General features: G+C 50.5%; 22 protein-coding genes, 2 tRNA genes and 1 other RNA gene. 9 read left to right on the top strand and 16 right to left on the bottom strand.

Annotated elements, in window-relative coordinates:
- Window positions 1-81: 81 nt before the first annotated feature.
- Window positions 82-702, bottom strand: coding sequence for a hypothetical protein (locus H6624_18185; protein MCB9086273.1), 621 nt, complete (start codon window positions 700-702; stop codon window positions 82-84).
- A 91-nt stretch (window positions 703-793) separates the two neighbouring features.
- Between H6624_18185 and H6624_18180 the strand changes: the two genes are divergently transcribed.
- Both H6624_18180 and H6624_18175 read left to right on the top strand, forming a co-directional pair.
- A complete protein-coding gene (locus tag H6624_18180; GenBank protein MCB9086272.1) occupies window positions 794-1243 on the top strand; it encodes a hypothetical protein in 450 nt (149 codons plus the stop codon).
- The gene (locus H6624_18175; GenBank protein ID MCB9086271.1) at window positions 1240-2271 is read left to right on the top strand and encodes a methyltransferase domain-containing protein; all 1032 of its coding nucleotides are present in this window, start codon (window positions 1240-1242) and stop codon (window positions 2269-2271) included. The genes H6624_18180 and H6624_18175 overlap by 4 nt, the downstream gene beginning before the upstream one ends.
- 225 nt (window positions 2272-2496) lie before the next feature.
- Here the strand turns inward: H6624_18175 and H6624_18170 are convergent, their stop codons facing one another.
- From H6624_18170 to H6624_18160, 3 genes are read right to left on the bottom strand one after another with little or no spacing between them, the layout of a single operon-like run.
- Window positions 2497-3015 (bottom strand): hypothetical protein, encoded by a 519-nt coding sequence (locus tag H6624_18170; protein MCB9086270.1) that lies wholly within the window; start codon window positions 3013-3015, stop codon window positions 2497-2499.
- A gap of 12 nt (window positions 3016-3027) precedes the next feature.
- Window positions 3028-3738, bottom strand: coding sequence for a PspA/IM30 family protein (locus H6624_18165; GenBank protein ID MCB9086269.1), 711 nt, complete (start codon window positions 3736-3738; stop codon window positions 3028-3030).
- Window positions 3738-4148 carry a PspC domain-containing protein gene (locus H6624_18160; GenBank protein MCB9086268.1) on the bottom strand — a complete coding sequence of 137 codons (411 nt, stop codon included), beginning with the start codon at window positions 4146-4148 and terminating at the stop codon, window positions 3738-3740. The genes H6624_18165 and H6624_18160 overlap by 1 nt, the downstream gene beginning before the upstream one ends.
- A 183-nt stretch (window positions 4149-4331) precedes the next feature.
- Here H6624_18160 and H6624_18155 point away from each other — a divergent pair, with 183 nt between their 5' ends.
- Window positions 4332-4652, top strand: coding sequence for a hypothetical protein (locus tag H6624_18155; GenBank protein MCB9086267.1), 321 nt, complete (start codon window positions 4332-4334; stop codon window positions 4650-4652).
- A 45-nt stretch (window positions 4653-4697) separates the two neighbouring features.
- Here the strand turns inward: H6624_18155 and rnpB are convergent.
- From rnpB to H6624_18140, 3 genes are all read right to left on the bottom strand, one after another.
- An RNA gene (rnpB, locus tag H6624_18150) (RNase P RNA component class A) lies at window positions 4698-5066 on the bottom strand.
- 373 nt (window positions 5067-5439) lie between these two features.
- Window positions 5440-5904, bottom strand: a complete 465-nt coding sequence (locus H6624_18145) for a hypothetical protein (protein MCB9086266.1) — start codon at window positions 5902-5904, stop codon at window positions 5440-5442.
- 99 nt (window positions 5905-6003) lie between these two features.
- Window positions 6004-6294 (bottom strand): hypothetical protein, encoded by a 291-nt coding sequence (locus tag H6624_18140; GenBank protein MCB9086265.1) that lies wholly within the window; start codon window positions 6292-6294, stop codon window positions 6004-6006.
- A gap of 290 nt (window positions 6295-6584) precedes the next feature.
- On the opposite strand from H6624_18140, the gene H6624_18135 reads away from it, so the two are divergent.
- Window positions 6585-6986 carry a hypothetical protein gene (locus H6624_18135; protein MCB9086264.1) on the top strand — a complete coding sequence of 134 codons (402 nt, stop codon included), beginning with the start codon at window positions 6585-6587 and terminating at the stop codon, window positions 6984-6986.
- A 746-nt stretch (window positions 6987-7732) separates the two neighbouring features.
- On the opposite strand, the gene H6624_18130 is transcribed toward H6624_18135, so the two are convergent.
- The 5 genes from H6624_18130 to H6624_18110 all read right to left on the bottom strand — a co-directional run bounded on the left by H6624_18130 (window position 7733) and on the right by H6624_18110 (window position 12512).
- A tRNA-Ile gene (locus tag H6624_18130) sits at window positions 7733-7809 on the bottom strand.
- Between the two features lie 231 nt (window positions 7810-8040).
- Window positions 8041-9894, bottom strand: coding sequence for an RNA polymerase sigma factor RpoD (rpoD, locus tag H6624_18125; protein ID MCB9086263.1), 1854 nt, complete (start codon window positions 9892-9894; stop codon window positions 8041-8043).
- A gap of 22 nt (window positions 9895-9916) precedes the next feature.
- Window positions 9917-11770: a DNA primase gene (locus tag H6624_18120; protein ID MCB9086262.1), complete on the bottom strand. Its 1854-nt coding sequence runs from the start codon at window positions 11768-11770 to the stop codon at window positions 9917-9919.
- Window positions 11771-11818: 48 nt separating this feature from the next.
- A complete protein-coding gene (locus tag H6624_18115; protein ID MCB9086261.1) occupies window positions 11819-12265 on the bottom strand; it encodes a GatB/YqeY domain-containing protein in 447 nt (148 codons plus the stop codon).
- Window positions 12266-12305: 40 nt separating this feature from the next.
- Window positions 12306-12512 carry a 30S ribosomal protein S21 gene (locus H6624_18110; protein ID MCB9086260.1) on the bottom strand — a complete coding sequence of 69 codons (207 nt, stop codon included), beginning with the start codon at window positions 12510-12512 and terminating at the stop codon, window positions 12306-12308.
- A gap of 160 nt (window positions 12513-12672) precedes the next feature.
- On the opposite strand from H6624_18110, the gene H6624_18105 reads away from it, so the two are divergent.
- Entirely contained in the window at window positions 12673-13137 is a 465-nt protein-coding gene (locus H6624_18105) for a nucleoside deaminase (GenBank protein MCB9086259.1), read from the top strand.
- Window positions 13138-13331: 194 nt separating this feature from the next.
- On the top strand, window positions 13332-13541 hold the full coding sequence (locus tag H6624_18100) for a hypothetical protein (protein ID MCB9086258.1): 210 nt from the start codon (window positions 13332-13334) through the stop codon (window positions 13539-13541).
- A 90-nt stretch (window positions 13542-13631) separates the two neighbouring features.
- On the opposite strand, the gene H6624_18095 is transcribed toward H6624_18100, so the two are convergent.
- Entirely contained in the window at window positions 13632-14972 is a 1341-nt protein-coding gene (locus H6624_18095; protein ID MCB9086257.1) for a hypothetical protein, read from the bottom strand.
- Between the two features lie 218 nt (window positions 14973-15190).
- Window positions 15191-16447, bottom strand: a complete 1257-nt coding sequence (locus H6624_18090; GenBank protein ID MCB9086256.1) for a hypothetical protein — start codon at window positions 16445-16447, stop codon at window positions 15191-15193.
- Window positions 16448-16796: 349 nt separating this feature from the next.
- Here H6624_18090 and H6624_18085 point away from each other — a divergent pair, with 349 nt between their 5' ends.
- From H6624_18085 to H6624_18075, 3 genes are all read left to right on the top strand, one after another.
- The gene (locus tag H6624_18085; GenBank protein MCB9086255.1) at window positions 16797-18152 is read left to right on the top strand and encodes a hypothetical protein; all 1356 of its coding nucleotides are present in this window, start codon (window positions 16797-16799) and stop codon (window positions 18150-18152) included.
- Window positions 18153-18258: 106 nt separating this feature from the next.
- Entirely contained in the window at window positions 18259-19341 is a 1083-nt protein-coding gene (locus tag H6624_18080; GenBank protein ID MCB9086254.1) for a radical SAM protein, read from the top strand.
- A 173-nt stretch (window positions 19342-19514) separates the two neighbouring features.
- Window positions 19515-19605: transfer RNA gene (locus tag H6624_18075), tRNA-Ser, on the top strand.
- A 473-nt stretch (window positions 19606-20078) separates the two neighbouring features.
- Here the strand turns inward: H6624_18075 and H6624_18070 are convergent.
- Both H6624_18070 and H6624_18065 read right to left on the bottom strand, forming a co-directional pair.
- A complete protein-coding gene (locus H6624_18070) occupies window positions 20079-20486 on the bottom strand; it encodes a hypothetical protein (GenBank protein ID MCB9086253.1) in 408 nt (135 codons plus the stop codon).
- 82 nt (window positions 20487-20568) lie between these two features.
- Window positions 20569-21579, bottom strand: a complete 1011-nt coding sequence (locus H6624_18065; protein ID MCB9086252.1) for a hypothetical protein — start codon at window positions 21577-21579, stop codon at window positions 20569-20571.
- Window positions 21580-21678: the final 99 nt, after the last annotated feature.

The raw sequence follows: 21678 nt of genomic DNA, 5'->3' as shown, positions 1-21678 counted from the left end.
TGAAGGGACTTGCCAATGACAAATTGAAATGGCCTTCCACAATGCAGTGGGCTTAAGCGGATAAATGGTGTCGCTGCAGAGTTAGGCGAGGGCGGGGGTTGACTCCCACTTCAGCTCGAAAGAAACATCCCCAACCTGGATGTTTTGTTCATTGAACAAGGGAATGGCAATTTCCTGGCAAAGCCCACCCTCAGATGCCCCCAGAATCCTCAGTTTTTCTCTGGCCGGATGGGTCAATCCGTAGCGCAGCTGAAGCCGCCCCTTCCATGCTCCAAGCCGCTGAAGTCGGACTGATTGGATTTCAAGCCGATCCGAGGGGGCCAAGAGATGCCTCTCCCAATAGAGGCGCAGGATTTTCTCCGCTCCGCCGATGACATCAGCCAAAGTGGCCTCCACATTTGGCCGATTCGCGTCCTTCGGACTGAGGGTGGCTGCCACGCCCTGGTCTGTCCAGTCGGTCAGCTCAAAGCCATAGCCTTGGTTCCCGGGCAAACTGGCCACTGACGCGTAGCTTAAAAGGCGGCGGGCAATCTCGGGGCTGAGGCTTTCGGCCCAAAACAAGGCCTGTTTCGGGCGTTGTTTTACTTCCTGCCAAAAAGGCGAATCCAACTCGGTGCGGATCTTGTTCTTCAGGTGGGAAACCCTGCCGGAGGCCTCGCGCCTAAGTTCCTGCCAGATTTTGTTTCGCTCCTCTTTCGTCATGAGCCTCTCGCTTCGCTAAGGTTGTCCGGATGCAAAAGCTGAAGTAGGATGCCTCAAAGATCATGCATACTCCCTGTGGAGGGCCGTGGGAATGAAATATCTGAGTTTGTTGGTTTTTCTCTTTGCAATGCAGTGGAGTTGGTCCCTGGTCCACGATCCATCCAACGTTTCTGAACATATTCACCTGGGCATTCAAGATGACCTTAAGCGCATCATCAGTGAGTACATCCAGGAAAACCTACCCAACTCTAAGAATCTTCGCTTTGAGCGATTTTGGACTGAATCGATGAAGAAAGATCGGGTAAAGGCCTCCTTTATTTATTCCTTTGAGGACGAAACCGATGTTATGGGCCCGGCCCGAGTGGAAATTGAAGGCTATGCGGTTCTCAATCGGGATTCCAACACCGATGAGGAATATGACTTTTGGAATTTCGATGAGCTTTACATTCTCAACAATCGCATCGATTTTAAAGAGCCTCTAAAGGTGAATAGTCGAGACGATGATGCCGAGTCAGGCGACAGCGAAGCACCTGCCGAATGAGCCAGGATAAATTTATACAGATCGATGAGGAAGGCTACCTTCTTGCCGACGGGGTTCGCGTCACCGATCCCGAGTATGGGCATTTGCTGTTGTCCAACTTGGTTCGGGAAGAGAAGGGCCGCTTTCAAACATCTGTTCAAAACCATACGGTTTGGGTTGAAGCTTTTGATGAGCCGCTGGTAGCGCTACAGATTGACAAAAAGGAAGGCCAAGATTGGGAACTGTTGTTCCCGTACGGATTTCGTGCCGCCTTTGGCTTCGACAGCCTCTCCTTGGATGAGTGGGATCGCTTTCACGGACTCACCCGCGCAGGAATTCCTTTTGTGTTATCCCGAGCTGCGCAAGCTGAGTTTTTCAATCTTCTCGAAGACTATGACGACGAAACCATTGTGGTGAATGGCAATCGCCTGGAAATTCCCACTTGGTTGATTGCCGAACCAGAGGCCAACAAGGAAGCCTTTTGGACGGGCAAGTACAATGAGAATTTCATGCCCTGGGATTTGGAGGAGCCTTCGCCCGCACTGGTTGATGCTTTGGCTCAGTTGAAAATTCCCAAGTCGCGCATTTTGGTTCCTGGATGTGGTACGGGAAATGACGCTGCCTACTTGGCCAAGCAAGGACACCTGGTAACCGCATTTGATATCTCACCAAATGCGATTGAGATTGCCAAACAACGCTATGGGCAGATTCAGCAGTTGGAGTTTCTGCAAGCCGACGTCTTCCAACTCCCCGACAGTTACACCAGCTCTTTTGACATTGTCTTTGAGCACACATGTTATTGCGCAGTGAATCCGACACGCCGTAATGAACTCATGCGAGTATGGAAGCGAGTCCTCATTGATGGCGGCCACCTTCTCGGTGTGTTTTTCACCATGGACCGCCGCTCAGGCCCTCCGTTCGGCGGGAGCGAATGGGAAATCCGCCAACGACTCAAGAAGGACTTTGATTTTCTCTATTGGACCAGGTGGCGAAGATCTGTTCCCGGCCGGCAGGGCGCGGAAATGATTCTTTACGCACGCAAGCTCTAGGTACCAAGTCCCTTTTTCCATTGCACAGCAATACCAAAAGATATCCGATACCTTTTGGTAAGCTTTCCTGACCCGTTTGGTCGACCCTTTAACAACATTTCTTTCAACTCGAAAAATTATCTGACATCCTTCAGGTCAACGGTCTGCCTCGACCGCTGGAAGGCCGGGCGCCCCGGGGAGGATCCACGGGACGCCCGGTTACACGAGGGGACGATAGGGGTAGGGTTAATGGGAATTCACACCCCAGGCTTCTTGTCGCGCCTCAGTCCATTGCTGAGCCGCTAGCCTGGCGTCTTGAATCTTTTGTTTCAATTCCTGCATATGAACCTCCGGCTTGATGGGCCACTCTTTAAGAAGTTCGCGTAAGACAAACTTCCAATCCAGGGCATCTTCCGACAGGCTCAGGTTCTCCCACATTGAGGAGAGTAAGCTGTCAAATGTCTCTTTCATGTGGGGGTAGCGACGAACGCTCACATTATGTCGACGGTACACGCGATTGAGTAAATCTCTCACTTCCCGGTCGCGGGGGACCTGCACCCCCCACCTTCGACTGTCGTCTTCAGGAGAGTTCTCCAGGTTGACAGAACTCCCTGACGATCTCTCTCCTGACACCAATCGGCTGACGGCGATGGCGGTGAAAATCAGACCCAAAAACCACCAGCCTTTTATGAAAAACAGGACCGATAAAACTCCGAGAATCATGGCGTTCTTATTCCTTTTGTGATTTTGGTTTCGTTCTTTCACTTTCCTTCTCCTTTAGGACACGGGGACCAAGAGACGGCTGGCAGACTGATTCTTCATGCCGTTTTTAATGCGCATGAGGACATCCATATGCCGTTGCCGCTTTTGATCCTCACGCATATCAGACAATTCTTTGTCGTACTTGTTAGGTGTCTCACCCATGGCCTCCATGTCGGCCTCCAGTCTATGAATGCGCTCCTGAATTCGCCCCAATCCGTTTGTTGCGTTTGAGGATAGCTGGGAGGCGTGTTCGACGTTACTTTTCAGCTGCTTGCGCATCTGCAGGAACTGGTGTCTTGAGCTAAGAGACTCCAGTCGGTGCTTCAATACCTGTGTCTCACGAGCCAACTCAACCTCAGTGTCACGAGCGGACTGGATATCGGTGTCAATTTTGATTTTTTGTTCAGCCAGCACCCCACCCTCTTCGCTGATCTTTTCCAGCCGGGCGATTAACTCCAGGGCCAAATCATCTCTGTCCTGGGCCGCCGCCACCTGAAGATCACCCTTGAGCTGAGACTCCTCAGTCATCAATTCGTTGAGCCTTTGCTCAATCTTTTTGCGTTGAAAGATCAACTCTGCCAGAGCCTCTCGCAGGCGATTAAGCTGGCGTTGGTGATCCTGAATTAATCCGCGGTTAAAGGCCTCTGGATTTCGGTCTTCGGCACTGCCGAGAAAGTTAGACCAAAAACCCACCCACAAAACTCGAAGTCGTGAAAAGAAAGACATTAGGACCTCCCTGAATCTGAGTAAATGCGCTCTTGGGAGTTCTCAGGAAGAACAAAATAGAGAACCAAATAACCAACAATGGTGGCCCCCAAAGAACTGATTCCCAAAAAGACGGTTAGAAAACGAACCAATCCCACATCCATCCCAGTCTTTTGACTGAGCTTCCAGCAAACGCCGAGGAACTTCTCCTGATGGCTATCTTCCATTCGGTCTTCGCGTGGAAGGGTGAGGGCAAGAATCAAGTAGACCAGAACACCGAAACCAAAGAAGACCATGCTGACAAACCAGGCGGCCCGCAAAATCCAGGGCTCAATGCCAAGTCTCTCGCCGAGACCCTGACAAACACCAGCCAACCAGCCGTCACGTGAGCGTACCCACTTTTCTCCGGCTCCCCATTGTTCCCATTTCATCTTGATGCCTCCTTTTCAAATAATATGCATCGCTATGTTGAGATACATACTAGAGCATACAGATGCATACAACAAGAAAAAAGTTGTAAAATTATGCATATCCGTGTTAAAATCAGGGGCAACTATATTATGAATTATGCACATGCATAAGGTATTGAATATAAAGGGTTTTGGTGGTTTTTGATGAAAGACATGGCGCTTAAAAGAATTAGCTTAATGATACGCGAAGATCAGGCACAGGCTCTCCATGACCGGGAATTGAATTTAAGTGGCCTGATCCGGGACCTGCTGGACGACTACTTAAGTGACCACAAAATCACCCTTAGTGTGACTGAAGAAACCCGAGAGATTTACGACAAGATCATTTCCAATACCGGAAGCACCGACCAAGACGTGGAGATTTACCTCAAAGACTCTCTGAAGCTACTCCTTCACGATAAGATCCAAGCAATGAAGGAACTCGAGTCGACTGTCTTTGGTGGCACTGGCAAAAAGAAGAAATAGGCAAAAAAAGAGGGACGGGATTTTATCCCCGTCCCACAAAGGCATCGTAGCGGATTTGCTGTAAGCCGGATTCTGTCTGACGAGAAGAAAGATGCCTTCCCGCTCGCCGAGGCTTTCATTCATCTGAGAGTGACATTACTGACACCCTTAAGCGACCTACCCGGAAACTTCGCGCTGGCCGCGCTCTTGCGTTTCCCTATTTGGCCTTGCTCCGCGCAGAGTTTAGCTGTTTTCACTCCAGCAGCTCCCCCGAGGCCTCCCGTTCCCGGCCAAGGGATCAATGCTCTGGACATTCTCTCTGTTCCACTGGTCCTCACCTTACGGTGGAGGGGCGTTACCCCTTGCGCTGCCATATGGAGTCCGGACTTTCCTCCCGATCTCAAGATGAGATCAGGCGAGAGCCTGCAATTCCGCTAGGGGGAGGTATAGCATATTGGCCCCTGCTGCCACAATGAACTGTTGCGGAAATGCCTCAGATGGAAGCTGGAAGATTTGAAAAACTCTTAAACAATGGGCCTGGACCGTCTCATTGGGAGAAGGGCCCTCAACTGCTCCTGGGCCCCAACCGATGGGTTTTTACTAGGCACGGATCAATCAATCAGAACGTCGGATGCGAGGGGATTATGCATAGACAGCTTTTCGTCATTACTATTCTTTGTTTGGCCTCAGCTGTCTTGATCCTCGAAAACTTGAGTTATTTCCAGTAAGCCTTCGATCCAGCAATACCACCTCAAATCAGCTGCGAACCCTCTGGCGTAAGAGCCTGATGTTTACAATCGAGCTTTAATTAATAGGAGATCTTTACGCCCTTAAGGCGACAGGTGATGTCCTCTGCAAAGCGGAGGTAGCTGGGACGGAACTGGCTGGCGAAGAAGACCTGTTGTTTGGTCGCCTTGTGGCGCAGGAGCTTGGGAGAACCAAGATCAATGGCCACGTAACCGCCCAGGCCAAACTCGCAAAAATAGATCTCTTCGTCCTCATGAAAACGACACTCAGCACTGGTGTTTTTGACCTCAAGCTTCTCCAGCTGAGAGGCCTCCAATGCGAGAGCTCTCTTACCATCAGGCTTCTGGGTCTGAAAGCGAAGCCTCTCGGGCCAACTGCCCAACTCCCCTTCGCATTCCACGGGGGCAGATAGGTCCATTTCTACAAGCTGTGCGGAGTCCAGAGTCTGTGTCTGCGAGTTGTCTGCCCACAAGGGCGCCATACAGCATAGAAGAACGGTCAATATGATTGGTCGCTTACGCACCATCTTCTCCTTTTGGTCCACCAGGCAATACCCCGCAAAACCAGTCTGGACAAGGCTTTACTGGCCGCTGTCTAAGGAGTTTTAAACAATAGTGAAATTATTTTAGGGCTGGTGTGTCGACTCTTTCTTCACCTTGCCACGCACAATTCCGAGGACTTCATCCTCAACGTACTTGTCAGCGGACTGGCGACACTCAGCAAAATGGCCTTTTTCACCGCGCCCGATCCAAGTGCGTACACAACCAGCTGTAAAGGCCGTGCGCGCCAGCTCTGTCGCCGCATGGACAGACACCACGTCTTCGTCCGCGGGCGTGGGCCCCTTAACCTTAGGCCCCAATGAGGCGCAAGAGAGAAGCAATTGGGTTGCTATAAGCAGGAAAGTCACTCGAAGCATTCTTAAACCTTAGCTTGGGTGTTGGGCCCTGTCACATCCCTTTCGTGGATTTTATGGGGGCAAGGATTTGTGTACACTTATGAATAAAGAGCCCGTTTTTCCTAGATGCCGGTGGCCGTGCCTTTTCCCGGAAAATGGTGACTTATGGTTTTGCAGATCAACACCAAAGTAAGCCAACATCTTTGTTTCTAGAGACTTTTCAATTTTCCCAGAAGCCTACATTCCGTTCAGATGCTTTGTTAGCACTGGAGTCGTCGTATGACATCACACAGCTTACAGGGGGAATTCTTATGAAAGCCTTAGCCATTACACTCATATGTGCCTACTCCGTTTCGGCCTTTGCCTGGGATATGTCTCAAGGACTCAGCAAATGTGGGGACGATATCTACTCTCCGCAGATTTTGGCTGCGTTTAAAACCGTCGTCGACGATGAACTCAATCGCCACGACACACCCTATACTCCGGGCATCACTGTCCACTCCTTTAGTCATCCAAAATTTTGTGACTACAAGAAGTCCGGCAACTCAGTTGAGGTCACCATTGGTTCTCTTGTCGATGCTGACTTATGGGGCGACGGTGTTGACAGTTTCGAACAAGGTGAGTGCTTCTTGGTTCTCACCAAGGAACCCGACACCAAGTGGACACCGGTCTACCTCCAATGTGAATCCTTTATGGTCGAAGACGAGCTCTAATCTGAATTCTAGTTCAAAACCCACAGAGCAGATTCTTGAATGATCCGCAAAGCCATGAGCCGCCTTTTTCAGTGAGGGTGGTCTGGATGCCGAGCCATTCCCGTAAATCCGAATCCTCCGCCGTCGCGCGGGGCGTATCCGAAGGGCGTCAGCTAGCTGATGCGCTCCGAAGACGCACCCGCGGCCGAAAGGCGCGTGAGGATTTACGGAGGATGGTCGGCAAAGGGCCTCTCACACTGAGAAAGGACTTTGCGGATCAACATTCCTCGCACAAGCGAGCGACTGAGCAACGATGTATTTGGGCCCTGTGATTTTTGGTACCAACCTCTCAGGTGGCCTAAAGACGAGGCGCGAAGGATGTGAGTGCGGAGAGGTACTACCTGTACCTCGCACAAGCGAGCGACTGAGCAACGATGTATTTGGACCCTGTGAAAATTTGGTACCAACCTCTCAGGTGGCCCAAAGACGAGGCGCGAAGGATGTGAGTGCGGAGAGGTACTACCTGTACCTCGCACAAGCGAGCAACTGAGCAACGATGTATTTGGGCCACCTGAGAGGTTGGTAGGGGCTCCAGGACTCGAACCATGCGAGCGCGGCAAAAGGCGATATGCCTTTTGCGTGACGCATCCGGGAGTTTTCGTCGGGAGCCTGCGAACGACAAAACGGACCGGTAGAGGCGAAAGCCTCTAGGTGTTCGAAAGATCGCACTATCAAAAGGACTGTGTTACGGCGCTAAGATTCGCGGTTGGTAGGGGCTCCAGGACTTGAACCTGGGATCCTCCGGTTATGAGCCGGATGCTTTAACCAACTAAGCTAAGCCCCCTCAGATCAGTTAGATGAGCCCAACCATACTCTACTTTTCCGTTAGGTACCAAGTACCTTTTTCGGGTGCGGAAAACCAAAAGCGGCGATCATTTGTCACCGATTTTGATTTGCCGCACCCGAAATCGGTACTTGGTACCTAAAAAAAAGCTCCCAAGAGGGAGCTTGTTCAGCATCTATTTTTTGTCTGTGGACTTCCCGATCAGCCCTCGCCCTCTCCGGCGCCGTCCTTTCACCTATCGCCGGAGTCGCTGCTCCCCTCGATAAAGGTTTTCAGCTTATTGGACCGACTGGGGTGGCGCAGCTTGCGCAGAGCCTTGGCTTCAATCTGACGAATCCGCTCACGAGTCACGTTGAAGTCCTGACCTACCTCTTCCAGGGTATGGTCGCTTTCTTCGCCGATACCGAAGCGCATACGCAGGACCTTTTCTTCCCGCGCTGTCAGAGTGCTCAAGACCCTACGGGTTTGTTCCGCTAGGTTGAGGTTCACAATGGCCTCGGCCGGATTGATGACCTTTTTGTCTTCGATAAAATCCCCAAGGTGTGAGTCTTCCTCTTCACCCACGGGGGTCTCAAGACTGATAGGCTCTTTGGCGATCTTCAAAACCTTGCGGACTTTGTCCACAGGCATGTCCATCTTCTCGGCGATCTCTTCGGGCATGGGCTCACGACCCAGCTCCTGAGTGAGGTAGCGAGACGTACGCACCAGCTTATTGATGGTTTCAATCATGTGCACAGGAATACGGATGGTTCTTGCTTGGTCAGCAATGGCACGAGTGATGGCCTGGCGAATCCACCATGTGGCATAGGTCGAGAACTTGTATCCACGACGATATTCAAACTTGTCTACAGCCTTCATCAAACCAATGTTACCTTCCTGAATAAGATCCAGGAATTGCAGGCCGCGGTTGGTGTATTTTTTGGCAATTGAAACCACCAAGCGCAAGTTGGCTTCAACTAGTTCAGCCTTGGCTTTATCAGCTTCGCGCTCACCACGCCAAATGGCGGTGTAGGTGTCACGAATGGCCTCAAAGGTCATTTCTGTTTCTTTGGACAACCTCTCCAGGCGAGTCTCAGCATCTTTAGCGCGATTGTAATAGGCACGGAACTGGTTGTAGGTCAGACCCAACTCGCGGGTCATCTTGGCCACTTCTTGATCACTACTTTCAATCACTTTATAGCGCTGAGCAAGCGTCGCCAAATCTGGAGTGAATGTGTATTTGCAAGCATCTCTTACCCGGTTGCGCAATTCCTGCATACGATTACGCAGGTTGCGGAATTTAATCACAATACGATTGATAGTTTTACGGTTGAAGTTGATGGACTCAAATTTGGACATCAACTCTTCGTTGGCCTTTTCCAGATCATCCAAGGCGGCCTTATATTCATCATTCTCGTGACGAGCGGCTTCCATCATCAGAGGAAAGTGTTTGCGGGCCTTCTTCTCGTACTTCTTCACGTGACCAATCATCTCGTGAATCTTCTCGATGTATTCGGCCTCGTCGTATTGGGTTTCCTCATCTTCCAGACCACGGAAAATGGACTTCACTTTGATGCGTCCGTCATCCAGACGCTGACCCAGCTGAATAATCTCAGAGATTCCAATAGGCGACATCAGAATGGCACGAACGATCTCACGCTCACCCTGCTCAATACGGCGAGCGATTTCCACTTCGCCTTCTCTAGTGAGGAGAGAGACAGAGCCCATCTTGCGCAAATACAGGCGTACGGGGTCATTACTACGAGTGTCCGTAGACTCCTCTTCCTCATCCTGGTCTTCTTTGTTGCGCGATTCCGCATCGTCGAGGAAAAAGCCTTCGCCCTCCTCGTCCTCTTTCTTATTTTCTGACGAATCAGTAATATTTACACCCGCAACCTCAAGGGCCTGCATGAGTTGATCGAGCACAGGGGCCGCGATCACCTCGGGGGGTAAAAGCTCATTGATTTCCTCAACTGTGAGAAATCCACGCTCTTTCGAAACCTTCGTAAAGCGTTGAATTTCCTCTCTTACGATGGCTGTTTGCTCTTCAATAGTAAGCTCTTTTAACTGCTCATCGCTGCCTGTGGATTTGGGTTCCTTGGTCATTAAATCAGCTCCCGAATGCTCCCTAATTAGGGTCTCGCTCTTTTTTGAGATCCCGCCGGTCCCGATGGATATTCATTATTTGTTCCAAAATTTCGAGTTGCTCAGAGGCCGGACGACCGCGCAATACGGCTGATTTCTGACGGCTCTGAGCCTTCAGAAAGGCATCTTGAACCTTGCGGTTACAATCAGCGATCAACTTGCGTGCCCCCTCTGAGTTCAGATTTGCTAGATGCGGCTCTTCGCGAATAAACAACACCTCAGGTGAATCCACTTGCGACACTAGCAAAGCTGGTAACTTATCAAATTCATTGGGCATTTGTCTATGTTTTCGGACAGCCCTTTTTAATACTTCTTGAAGGCCCGGATGGGTGAACTGATCGGCTACCCCTAACTCTTCGATCCTGAGTAGGTACTCGACCTTCATCAAAGCTAAATTCACCAACATTTCCTCGGCCTTAGGGCGTTTGCCGCCCAGCTGAATCATGCTTTGATCAGGCTTTTCCAAGTCCCGTGCCACCTCTTCTGAGGCCTTTTCTGGCACTAGCACCCGCGTTGAGATCCGGTCTTCGGCGCGACCTTGGGCCAGGGCCTTCTGCAGCCAGTCCATCTCGACGGCCAGGCGGCTAGCCATTTCCTCGACATACAAATCCCGCAATCGGGCATCTGGCACGACACTGAAGACAGGCGCCATTTTGTCAATCAGTGTGACCTTTTCCGCTGAAGTGCCGCGAAATCCTTGGACCTGCTGATCGAGCACCTGAATGAATAATTCAGGGGCTTCGGCAATTTTTTGTTTCATCTTTTCGGCGCCAAACTGGCGAACAAAATCATCTGGATCAGTCTTGTCAGGAAGGTTTAAGCCACGGGGGTGAAGGCCTGCCTTCAACAAAATCGGCAGACTTCTCTCGGCAGCCTCGCGCCCGGCCTTGTCGCCATCAAACAGCACGACAACGTTCTTAGTAAAGCGTTTGAGAAGTTTTGCGTGATCTTCAGTTAAGGCTGTTCCTAATGGGGCCACAACATTTTTGATTCCCGCCTGATAGAGAGCGAGTAAATCCATGTAGCCCTCAACGACAATCACTGAGTCCTCCGCACGAATAAATTTGGCGGTCTCGGAGAGGCCGTATAAGATTTGTCCTTTGTGGAACAAGGCCGACTCAGGGCTGTTCAGGTACTTGGGCTCTCCATCGCCTATCACTCGCCCACCAAAGCCAATGCAGCGGCCATCGATGGCGAATATGGGGAACATGAGGCGCTCTCGAAATAGATCGTAAAACCCTGAACGCCCCTGACTTCTCTCCCGCACCAGGCCCAGTTTTTCAGCCACCGCCAAGGGAGCTTTTCGGGCCTTTAATAACTGTGACAACTTCTCCCACTCATTCGGTGCATATCCCAGGCGGAAAGTCTTGATAATTTCTGCAGTTAATCCTCTTCTGCGCAAATATTCGCGGACGGGACTGCTCTCTGCCGAGCGAGACAACTCGCTCTCAAACACCTTGGCCGCGAATTCGTTGATATCGGCCATGAGCTTACGCTCTTTCTCATGAGCAACAACCTTTTCACTTCGCTGGTACATCTCCTGGGGAACGGGAATTCCGGCCTGGCGGGCCAGCCACTCCACTGACTCAGGGAAGTTCATGCCCATCATGGATTCCACGAACTTAAAAATGTTGCCGCCTTTTTTGCAGCCAAAGCAATAGTACAGCTGTTGAGTGTCATTCACTGAAAACGAGGGTGTCTTCTCCCGATGATCTGGAAAAGGACAAAGACCTGTAAACCGCCCACCAGCACGATTCAGCTGAGTGTAGCGTGACACAAGGTCAACCAGATTGTTGGCATCGCGGACTTTCTCAATAAAGTCCTGGGAAAATCTCATAACCGAAGGACACCTATCCCCTCAAAGCCAGGCAAAACCCGACTGCCCCTATTGGAGCTTCGATTTAACGATTTCGCTCACTAATTTTCCGTCAGCGGCTCCAGCTGTTTTTGCTAGAACCTCTTTCATGACCGCGCCCATTTGCTTGATGGAATTGGCACCTGTAGCTGTGATGACATCGCTGACGATCCTCTCGAGGTCTTCCCGAGACATTTGTTTGGGCAAATAGGTTTCTAAGACTGAAAGCTCAAAGCTTTCTTTATCAACCAGGTCCTGACGTCCGGCCTCTTGAAACTGGGCAATGGACTCCTTGCGCTGCTTCACCTGTTTGGTGACCACGCCAAGAATATCCTGCTCCGAAATCTCATTGGGACGAACTTCAATCTCTTTGTTCTTTATCGCAGCCTGAAGAAAACGAAGAACCTCAAGACGAGGTCCTTCCTTCTTCTTCATTGCATCCTTCATATCAGAGAGAATTTGTTCTCTGAGGCTCATCGCACCTTCCAATGAAAGAGTGTTTTAGCGGTCGCCAAGATTAGCGGCCGCCGCGACCAATTTTTTTCATTTTTTTCAAGAGGCGCTTGCGGGCAGCAATCGACTTCTTCTTTTTGCGCACGCTGGGCTTTTCGTAGTGTTCCCGTTTCTTCACTTCAGAAAGAATCCCGGATTTTTCACAGGATTTTTTAAAGCGACGAAACGCCTGTTCAAAGGCTTCACTGTCGCGAACTTTGATCATTGCCAAGGAAAATCACCTGCCCTTCTTATAGAATGCGGCCTGTAGGGGGCCGGCTGCCTGATTTTGCAGCAAAGGCTGAAGACTTACCAAATGATTCGCCGCTTGACAAACCCTATTCCCGGGCAGGATGGTGGCCCGAAGGCGAATAACGAGGCGCACAAGAGAGATGGATAAGTCACCGGAACAAAAAGAGAAATGGATGGGCGAAGCCCTTGCCTTGGCCCGTCAGGCAGCCGAGCTGGGGGAGGTCCCGGTCGGGGCCGTAGTGGTGCACGAAAACCAGATCGTTGGCCGGGCCTTTAACCGCAAGGAATCCGACGCCTGCGCCACTCATCACGCCGAAATACTGGCCCTCCAAGAGGCCTCACGCCACTTGGGTCGCTGGCGACTCTCAGGCTGTGATCTTTACGTCACCCTGGAGCCCTGTGTGATGTGCGCAGGTGCCCTGGTGAGCGCCCGGGTTGACGGCGTTTACTATGGGGCCACAGATCCAAAAGGCGGAGGCGTTGAATCCTTATACCGGATCCTTGGGGACGATCGCCTCAACCATCGTCCCCAAGTGGAAGCAGGAATTCTTGCCGAACCCTGTGGCCGGGTTCTCAAGGAGTTCTTTCGCCAGAGGAGAGGGTGAGCCTTTGAAAGCCTTGCCGGCAGGGCTTTGCCCGAAGCTAAGGATTTAAAATCACTTGCCCTTTGGCGGCACAAATTCCCCAATTTCGTCCCCCTCTGAACTTCTAAGTCCCTGATTTTCCACAATACTGATGTGGCATAAATATTGGAATTTTTGGGCCGACGGAAAAGTCTGTCTTAACAGGAACGGTCCATATGCTTTTGTTTTTCCAAATCGCAGGCGGTACGGCTTTAGGGCTCCTCATCGCCCTGATCATTGTGGAGTACTTTGAGGAGATTGTTTTAACCTCGATCCTGTTTTTGGGACTGGGCATACCCATGATCTGGGTTCTGACCTATCTGGAAGGCTCTGGCAGCTTTCTGCAAAAGCTCGTGAACGTTTTTCGCCCCCTGCTCCCCGCTTAAAAAAGTAAACCCGCGGTCATCCCGCGGGTTCCAATCCTGCTGATCTTCCTTTTATTGCATTTGCCCCTGGCGATTCACCATACCAGCCAATTACTCCGTTGCAGTCCCTCCTACAGGCTCGACTTCCTGAGTCTGAAGTGTTTGGCTTTTCAACTTTGCGTATTCCTCAAGAGAAAACATGTCCTCACGAGAAGTCACTTTGCCATCATAAGCGGAACTGAGGGTGTCTACAGAGCTACCCAACAACTCCAGAACATCCATCACGGTTCCGGGATTCACCTCACCCTTAGGATTGATATGGGTTCCAATCTCCGGCCCGGTCAAAAAATAAGGGAAAAAGCGATCACTCCACATGAGAGCGCCGATTTTACCGTTCCAGCCCCAGTTTAAAGTTGTAAGAGCGGAAAGCTTGCCGGGCAAGTTGGTTCGCACCCAAGTCTTAACCCGCTCCCTGACTCTCAAAGGGAGCTGGAAAGTCTTTGAGTAAGACATGGTTCCACCAGCGAACTCCTCAGGGCGACGAAGCTTTCCGTAGACTAGACCGATGCCAAATTTCCCATGGACACCAGGAGTTTTGTCATCACTGGCGGCCTTAAGACCCACGCGAGTGTCGGCCCAAAACATCAGGCGGCGCACACTCTTAACATAGGCTTCTTCGACAATATAGTAGTTGTTGTAAAACTCATCGCTGCCTTCATGAGCCTGAATCTTGCTCAATAGGACTTCTAGGTTCTCTGTACAGGGCTTGCCATAGATACTGGTGAGAATCACACCATAGGCCCGGTCAACGATCCCCGGTTTGCGATCCTGAAGCATTTCGAGAAGGCCTTTGTCCTTCTCCACATCCTGCATGGGGATTTTCCTGATTCGATGGGCACACTGGGGAACCACCACTTCGGTGAAGTTTCCTGCCATACCCTTAAGAAACGAGAGTTTGAACTTTCCCTTAATACCAGCCTCCACCACGATTCCTGCCGGACGCCACCAGTCCACACCACTGAGCTTGCTGGCCTGGCTGTCAGCCAATCCGGGGACGGCATCCTCAATGGCTTTTCGCACCTTCGCTCCTGAGGCATCTTGGATGCGCTTGTAGATTTGATCGTATTGGAGTTCGCCTAGGGTGATGGAAGAGTCCATCAGGTCATAAAGTGTGTCGGGGAGCTTGCCCTCTTTCCACATTTCAGAAAGATCTTGCTTGAGAAAGTGAATGGCCCTAGCGGCAGCAAGTCTTTTTGAGGCATCGCCCATTTCGTGAAAGGGGATCTCAATTTCAAACCACAGACGATTCACGCCATCGCGCACATGAAGGCTAATATCCTTGTCTTCCCTCTCATAACTCATGCTTGCAGATGAAGATGAGCTCATTAGGATCAAGCTCAAAAGAGCTGCTGCTCCAACCACAGCTTTACGGCGGCCACCTCTCCCCAACATAGGATTCTCCTTGATTGTTATCCAGTTCACCTAAAGTGAAGGGACTATAGCAACCTCTCGGAAATTTTCGAGAAGTGTTTGGGCAAGGCCTGGAAAATTGAAAATTAAAGTCAGGTTTGTGAAGAGAAGTAATGCTTGATTGAGTTAATTTGTAGAAAGGCGTGGGCCCTAGAAAAGTTTTACCCAAAGGACCTAATCGGCCCCAGGAGTCCGTCCAATCACCAGTCACCTGGCTTGATCAGCTCCTCCAACCCCTGTCCACTGCCTGTCTCGGGCAAAAACATAGGGATAAGTTGCCAGCGAAGGTGATCCCAATAACTCATCACCTGATCGAGAAGAGGAATATCAAAGGGCAGAAACTGGGCAATGAAAAAGTAAAGGGCTGGCGGAACGGCCAAACCCAGGTAGGTGGCACGCAAAGTCCGATAAATCACATCAAAACGGGAGCGCAGACCATGTTGCCTAAGGCCGTACTTACCGACCCACTCTTCCACCATTTCATGTTTAAAACCTGAGGTAACAATTTCGCGGACCAGATCAGGATTTTTTTTGACCTCGGCCTCAAGAGCCTTGGTGAGGGGTAGCCACTCCGCCAGGTTAACCTCGGGTAAGTGGACGTAGCCAAACAAATAAGCCATGGGAATGAGAACATACCAGTTGATTACCGTGCTGATGGCAATACCCATGAATTGCCGCAAAATCCGGTTGTGACGAATCTCGCTGAGAACCGGATCTTTGATGGGCATGTTCATATTGCCCATAGCCTCGACTACTCCGGTTCTCATGACCTCAAGATAAAATCTTTTTAAAACTGCATCCCTATACCATGACTGGTAAAAGTCACCCGTGAGTGGGAGAATACTGGCAATCAAGGCCTTTATTTTGGCCGGAAGCCCGTCTCGACCCGGATTTTGGAGAGTGTACAGATCGAGCAACAGATCTTCCAATTCACCCATTTTCAGTTTATTCAGCTTAAGAGCGTCGATTTTTTTGAAGAACCGCCTTTTTGCCAAAAAGTCGCGCAATCGGGTGTCGAGGATCCGCTCGGCGCGGAGCGGATTAGCATTTGATTCGGAGATAAAATGGCGTCCAACTGCCTCAAGAAAAGCTAGCTTTTCTTCAGCCGTGGCTTTTTCAGAAACCTTGATTCGAGATCCGACACCAGCTGTTCCCGTAACACTTTGACCGTTGGGATAGAGCTCCTCTAGGCGACTCAAGTAGCGAGCACGATGGCTTTCAAACTGGCTCTGATCAAATCTTTTACTCCAGCCGATGTGAACACGGTTCCATGAACGCAATCCTTCGACTTGCTGATCCATGAGCTTTCGCGATTTTTGCGCCCATGACTTAAGATTTTCGAGACGTGAGACTTCTTGGCGGCAGGGTCCACCAGTCGCCCAGACCGGTGCCGGAACAGCCAACACAAGGCTTGTGCTCATCACCAATGCTAATACGAGTCTGAAATAATTGCCCATTGCACCTCAACCAGATCAAGCCAATTGCCTTCTATCGCCGATTACAAACCCCTGAGAATATTGCAAATCCCATTCCTCGAAGAACCTGTTTGCCGTTGATTTCGCTCCAACCACCCTCTAACATCCTAGGATATGGAGAACCAAACTTGGATGTGTCCAATGCCCTGGATGGCTGTGGCCCTGACTGTGAGCGGGCACATTAGGCCATGTTGTGTTTATGAAGGCCCCTCCACCATATATAGAGCGAGTTCGGAGTTCGGCAGCATTTTCCCTCTGAGAGCTTGATTATTTTTCTGAATCCTTCATTCTGATTTGGTGCAAACACCATCATCACCACAGAGGAATAGCCATGACAAATCCCCGTCAGATTGGATTGTTCGATCACATTCATCCCATCCAGGCCGACATTCGCATCAAGGAAAATCACGAGTTGTTGCGGCTTACGAAAGTAATCCCCTGGCCGGATTTAATCGAGGCTGCTCAGGGGATCCGGGCCTCAAAGGTCAAGGCTTTGGTAGGCCCGGAGCCACATTACAGAGAGCTATTGGGTGCCATTGCGTTGATGTCCGTGCGACAAATTACGTATCGACAAGCCGAAGACCTGATTGCGCACTATGCGCCAGCCAGGTATCTGTGCAATTTGATGGATTCCACTTGGAACCCAGATCACATCACGATTTTCGAGTTCACCCGGATGATGGGGGCCGAGGGGATGGATATTTTCAACAAGACCTTTTTGTTAAAGGCCGAAGAGCTTGGGATGTTGGACTCGACAAAGTTGATGGCCGACACGACGGCGCAAGAGGCCATGATCCCATATCCCAACGAAGTGGGATTGATGAAGCGATTCACGGATCTCACGGTCGGCGCACTGAACAGGGTGGGCGGGAAGTTTTCAAGCATCAAAGGCAGGGCGCGGGAACTGGCCAAAAGAGTCAAAGGCCTTGTGCGAGGGTCCCATTTGTTTGCAAAGACCAGGGAACAGAAACAAAAGGTCGGCAAGAAGCTGTATCACACGGCCAAGGAGTTACAAGACCTGATCAAGTCGGTGCTTTCAAAGACCCAGCGCAAGCTTCACGGGAAGTCTTCAGTGGAGATCGAGCGGCTGTCAAAGGTGATGGACACCTTGCTCCCTCAGATTTTGCATTTTCTGGAGACGGGATTTGTGGCCTCAAAGAAGATCATCCATTTGCAAATGTCGGAGCTATACTCGATTGTCCGGGGCAAGGCCGGAAAGTCTGTGGAGTTTGGTCAGAAGTGGGGAGTGATCCAAGTCGATGGCTTTGTATTAGGGTTCTTGATCAACGGCGGAGGGAATGCCTCGGACAAGAAGTTTTGCCACCAGTCCATCAAAGAACACATCGCTCTTTTTGGCGAGGCGCCAAAGACTTTCGGCTTCGATCGCGGGGGCCACAGTCAGATCAATATCACACGGGCCAAGAGGCTGGGCGTGAAAAATGTGGGCATTGCTCCAGCCGGGAAGGCCAAGTGGAGTGTCTCAGAGAAAATGTCGGAAGTGATCCGCCGAGAGCGGGCCCAGGTCGAGGGCCTGATTGGAAATCTGAAATCAAAAAAATACGGCTTCAACAAACCCAATGTGAGGACCACAGTGGCAATGGAGATGTCCGGCCATCGCTCCTGCTTGGGCTTCAATCTCAACAAAGCGCTCAGAAAGTTAGCCAACCACCAACTTCAAATGGCCTGAAGTTCGACAAGACTGTGGGAACGATAGGCTGCGTAAGAAGTTTTCCACAGATCCTAGCCTGAAAAATCACAAAATTGTGGATAACTGATGCGGAATTACGAAATGAATCGCCGAACTGGATCTCATTAATAACAAGCCTCGGGAACTCTGCGAGGTTTGTTATTATCACGATAGGATTGGTGTCAAATCTAAGAGAGTCCTGGGAATAGAGCTCTTTTACGACAAGTACCAACACCTGGTCCAGGAAGCCCTCGAAAATGATGGCCAAATGACATCCTTTCCAAAGTGGTGGGAATTGCGGTTTTCTATGAGCTGTAACCTGGCCTGTCGTATTTGCAGCCCTGCCAATTCGACCAAGTTCATGAACGAGCTTTCTCCCCACAAGGATTCTTTACCGGCTCCAATGGCCAAATCTCTGGGGCGAGTCATCGATCTGTTTGATCAATATGGCAATCTGTCAGACAGCAACCAGTTCATGAAAGAGCTTTGGGATCATATAGACGAGGTCGATTACATCGAACTCCATGGTGGTGAACCTTACATCAACAAGCGCCTTTGGGAGTTTCTTGAAAGCCTTTCGACAACTGACCATGCCAAGCGCATTAACATTTATTCTCACTGCAACCTTACATCGGTGACTGATCAGCAAATTGAGATTCTAAATCGATTCGTCGGCGGCCGAGTAAACGTCAGCATTGACGCCGCCGACAGGGAAAATGAATTTATCCGTTACTATTCGGACTGGAGAACGACGGAACAGAATTTTCCCAAGTTTGGTCATTTGCACGAGGGGTTTGTCATCTGCATAGGAACAAGTGTTTCCGCCTATCAGGCCTGCACCATAGATAAGCTTCTCATCTGGCTCGACGAATTTCTGCAGCGCCATCCAGATTTAAATGTCACCTGGTTGGTTTGGCCGGTAGTGAAGCCCGATATGTTCCGTGTCGATTTAGTTCCTCTGGAGCTTCGCCTTGCCACCATTGAACGCATCAAAGCCATCGCCAAAGAGTGTTTCGCCTGTAATGAATATGGTCATGCAAAGGGAATGAAGTATGGCGTCGAGACTCTCATTAATTTGCTCTCAAACCAAATTCAGCCCAGCCAGGAGCAAATCGATTCGTTCATCAGTTACACCAAGGCTCTGGATAAGGTCAGGGGTCAGGACTCCTTCACCATGTTTCCCACTTAAAGACAATCCTCGACCGGGCCTCACAGCCCCAAGAACTGTCCGAATAATCAGCACTTGCTCGCCTAAGCAGGCTCTAAAAGGCAAAAAAAACCCAAGAATTTAACCCCTTAGTTGATAATGCTTTACATCAATATATCAGCATGTTAACCGCTATCTTCTAAAATCAAATGACGGGAGAGGTGGCCGAGTGGTTGAAGGCGCACGCCTGGAACGCGTGTAGGCGTCAAAAGCGTCTCGAGGGTTCGAATCCCTCCCTCTCCGCCAAAACAAAAAATGGTCGCCATCGGCGGCCTTTTTGTTTTCTGGAGCACTGATGAGGGATTCGAAGTGAGGCTGCGACCGCGGCAGATGCGAAGCATTTGCCGTGGACTGACAAGCAGGATGCTCCGGCACAAGGCTGGGTCGCCATCGGCGGCCTTTTGTTTTCTGCGAAGTGGCTGACCGCGGCACGAGCCGGCGGTCTGCAGGGAGTGAGCACTATGCGAACGACCGAAGGACAATCCCTCCCTCTCCGCCAAAACAAAAAATGGTCGCCATCGGCGGCCTTTTTGTTTTCTGGAGCACTGATGAGGGATTCGAAGTGAGGCTGCGACCGCGGCAGATGCGAAGCATTTGCCGTGGACTGACAAGCAGGATGCTTGGCTGAGCAGACGAGCCGGCGGTCTCAATGCCGATATCCGATATCGTGATATCGGATATCTGATATCAGAGTCATCTGAAGCCAATAGACAATCAGATCACTTGTTTCGGCAGATCACCTGATGAAGACTGGCTCCGTGGGCATCTTCAGCAAGAACATATCCCTTATAGAAAGCCTGCTCCGCGCGAAAGTCACCAGGAAGCCTAAAGGAGAGTCCCATCCAACCATCAAAGCCTGTCTTGTCAGTGCCCAGACCATACTGGAAGTATCCCGGGTGAGAGCTTCTGTCGGAAAGAATGTGAGCCTCCTGAAGACCTTCGACGAGCTCAATTTTTTCACCCTCGACTGAGCCGGAAAGAACTTCTGCCTTATTGCCACTGTCGATCTGAGCCACAAAAGACAACTTGAGGTCGGAGAAATAGAATTTTGTAAAACACGACACCCTCGTCGAGGCAAGGCTCGACAGGCTTGCAAGCACAACCGCTAAGGTAACAAGCATTTTCATGATCCCCTCCCAAAAATCGCTTTATCAAACAAAGAGGGCTCAGGAGGCCCCCCTTGTTGTTTAAAATACTAATCTAACTTAGTTACCAGCGACTTAACTTCACATCCACTGGGTCTTCAGCAGATCCCCAGTTGAGAAGGTTGAAATCCAGATCGAAGTACAGGTTGTTCACGCGAACATTTTGTTCTTCGGTCTTTTCGTAGGGCTCACCTGTGTTGGGGTCATATTTACGATAAACTCGGCTGACTTTGTTTTTACAGCTAAGGGACGAAACAATGTATCCGAGAGTATTGCCAGCATAGTCAGCGACCAGGCTGACGTCGTATCTACCGTTTGACGACAAGAATTCACACTTCTCGGGGCTCATCCATTCAAAGCGAACCGTATTCACTTGATCATCTGTGAAGTCGTAGCCATCAACCCAATTCAGAAGCTTCTTCGCCGCGACGGCGAAGTTGGCCTTGTCGGCCCCCGCAAAATCGGCTGTGTTGACATAACGGCTGCGCTTGTAGCGAAGAGCCTTGAGGATAAGGATCTTTTCTTCCTTGGATTTTGCCATCCAATCGATGTCCGGGGCCTCAATTTGAGGGTAGTCATGAATTTCACATTCCACGGGACCCGCGTAGCCACGGTTTCCGTATCCATCCTGGCTATAGGTGATAGTAGAGGTCTTGCCGTTAGTTGAAATCTGAAAGCTGCGATGGTCAGATCCTGTCGGCCCTTGGGTGTAACTAATGGTCACCACACCATCCAATACTGAGTATCCGATGCGGGTTAGAGGTGCCCCTGCAGCTCCGCGACGATCGGCAAGACCGTCTTTGTTGTCATCCGGACCGTATACATATTTTCTTAGCTGTAGGCGGGACGGCGAATAGGGATCAGACTCGCTCTTTAGCTCTGCCAATATGAACTCTGCGCCCACTAAGTCGGCTTGCTTCCAATACATGGATTGAAACCCGTAGGAACTTGAGTTTTTGTAGGCTGAAAAGGCTGCGCCTTCAAATTTACAAGTCGCCAACGCCCGATAGTCCTGATTAGCCGCGTAGGCCGCACCAGCGGACAGCATGGCAACAAGAAGAATGAATTTCTTCATAGGGGAATCCTCCTCTTGAATTCTCGATTATTTGGTTACGAGGGCACCCTAGCCAGAATCACAACGGAATTCCAAAGCTCTCACCAGGCTTGAAAAGCT

Source organism: Pseudobdellovibrionaceae bacterium (assembly GCA_020635075.1).
GTDB lineage: Bacteria > Bdellovibrionota > Bdellovibrionia > Bdellovibrionales > UBA1609 > JADZEO01.
Note: the sequence above shows the minus strand (reverse complement) of the source record. Positions and strands in the feature narration are given on the sequence as shown.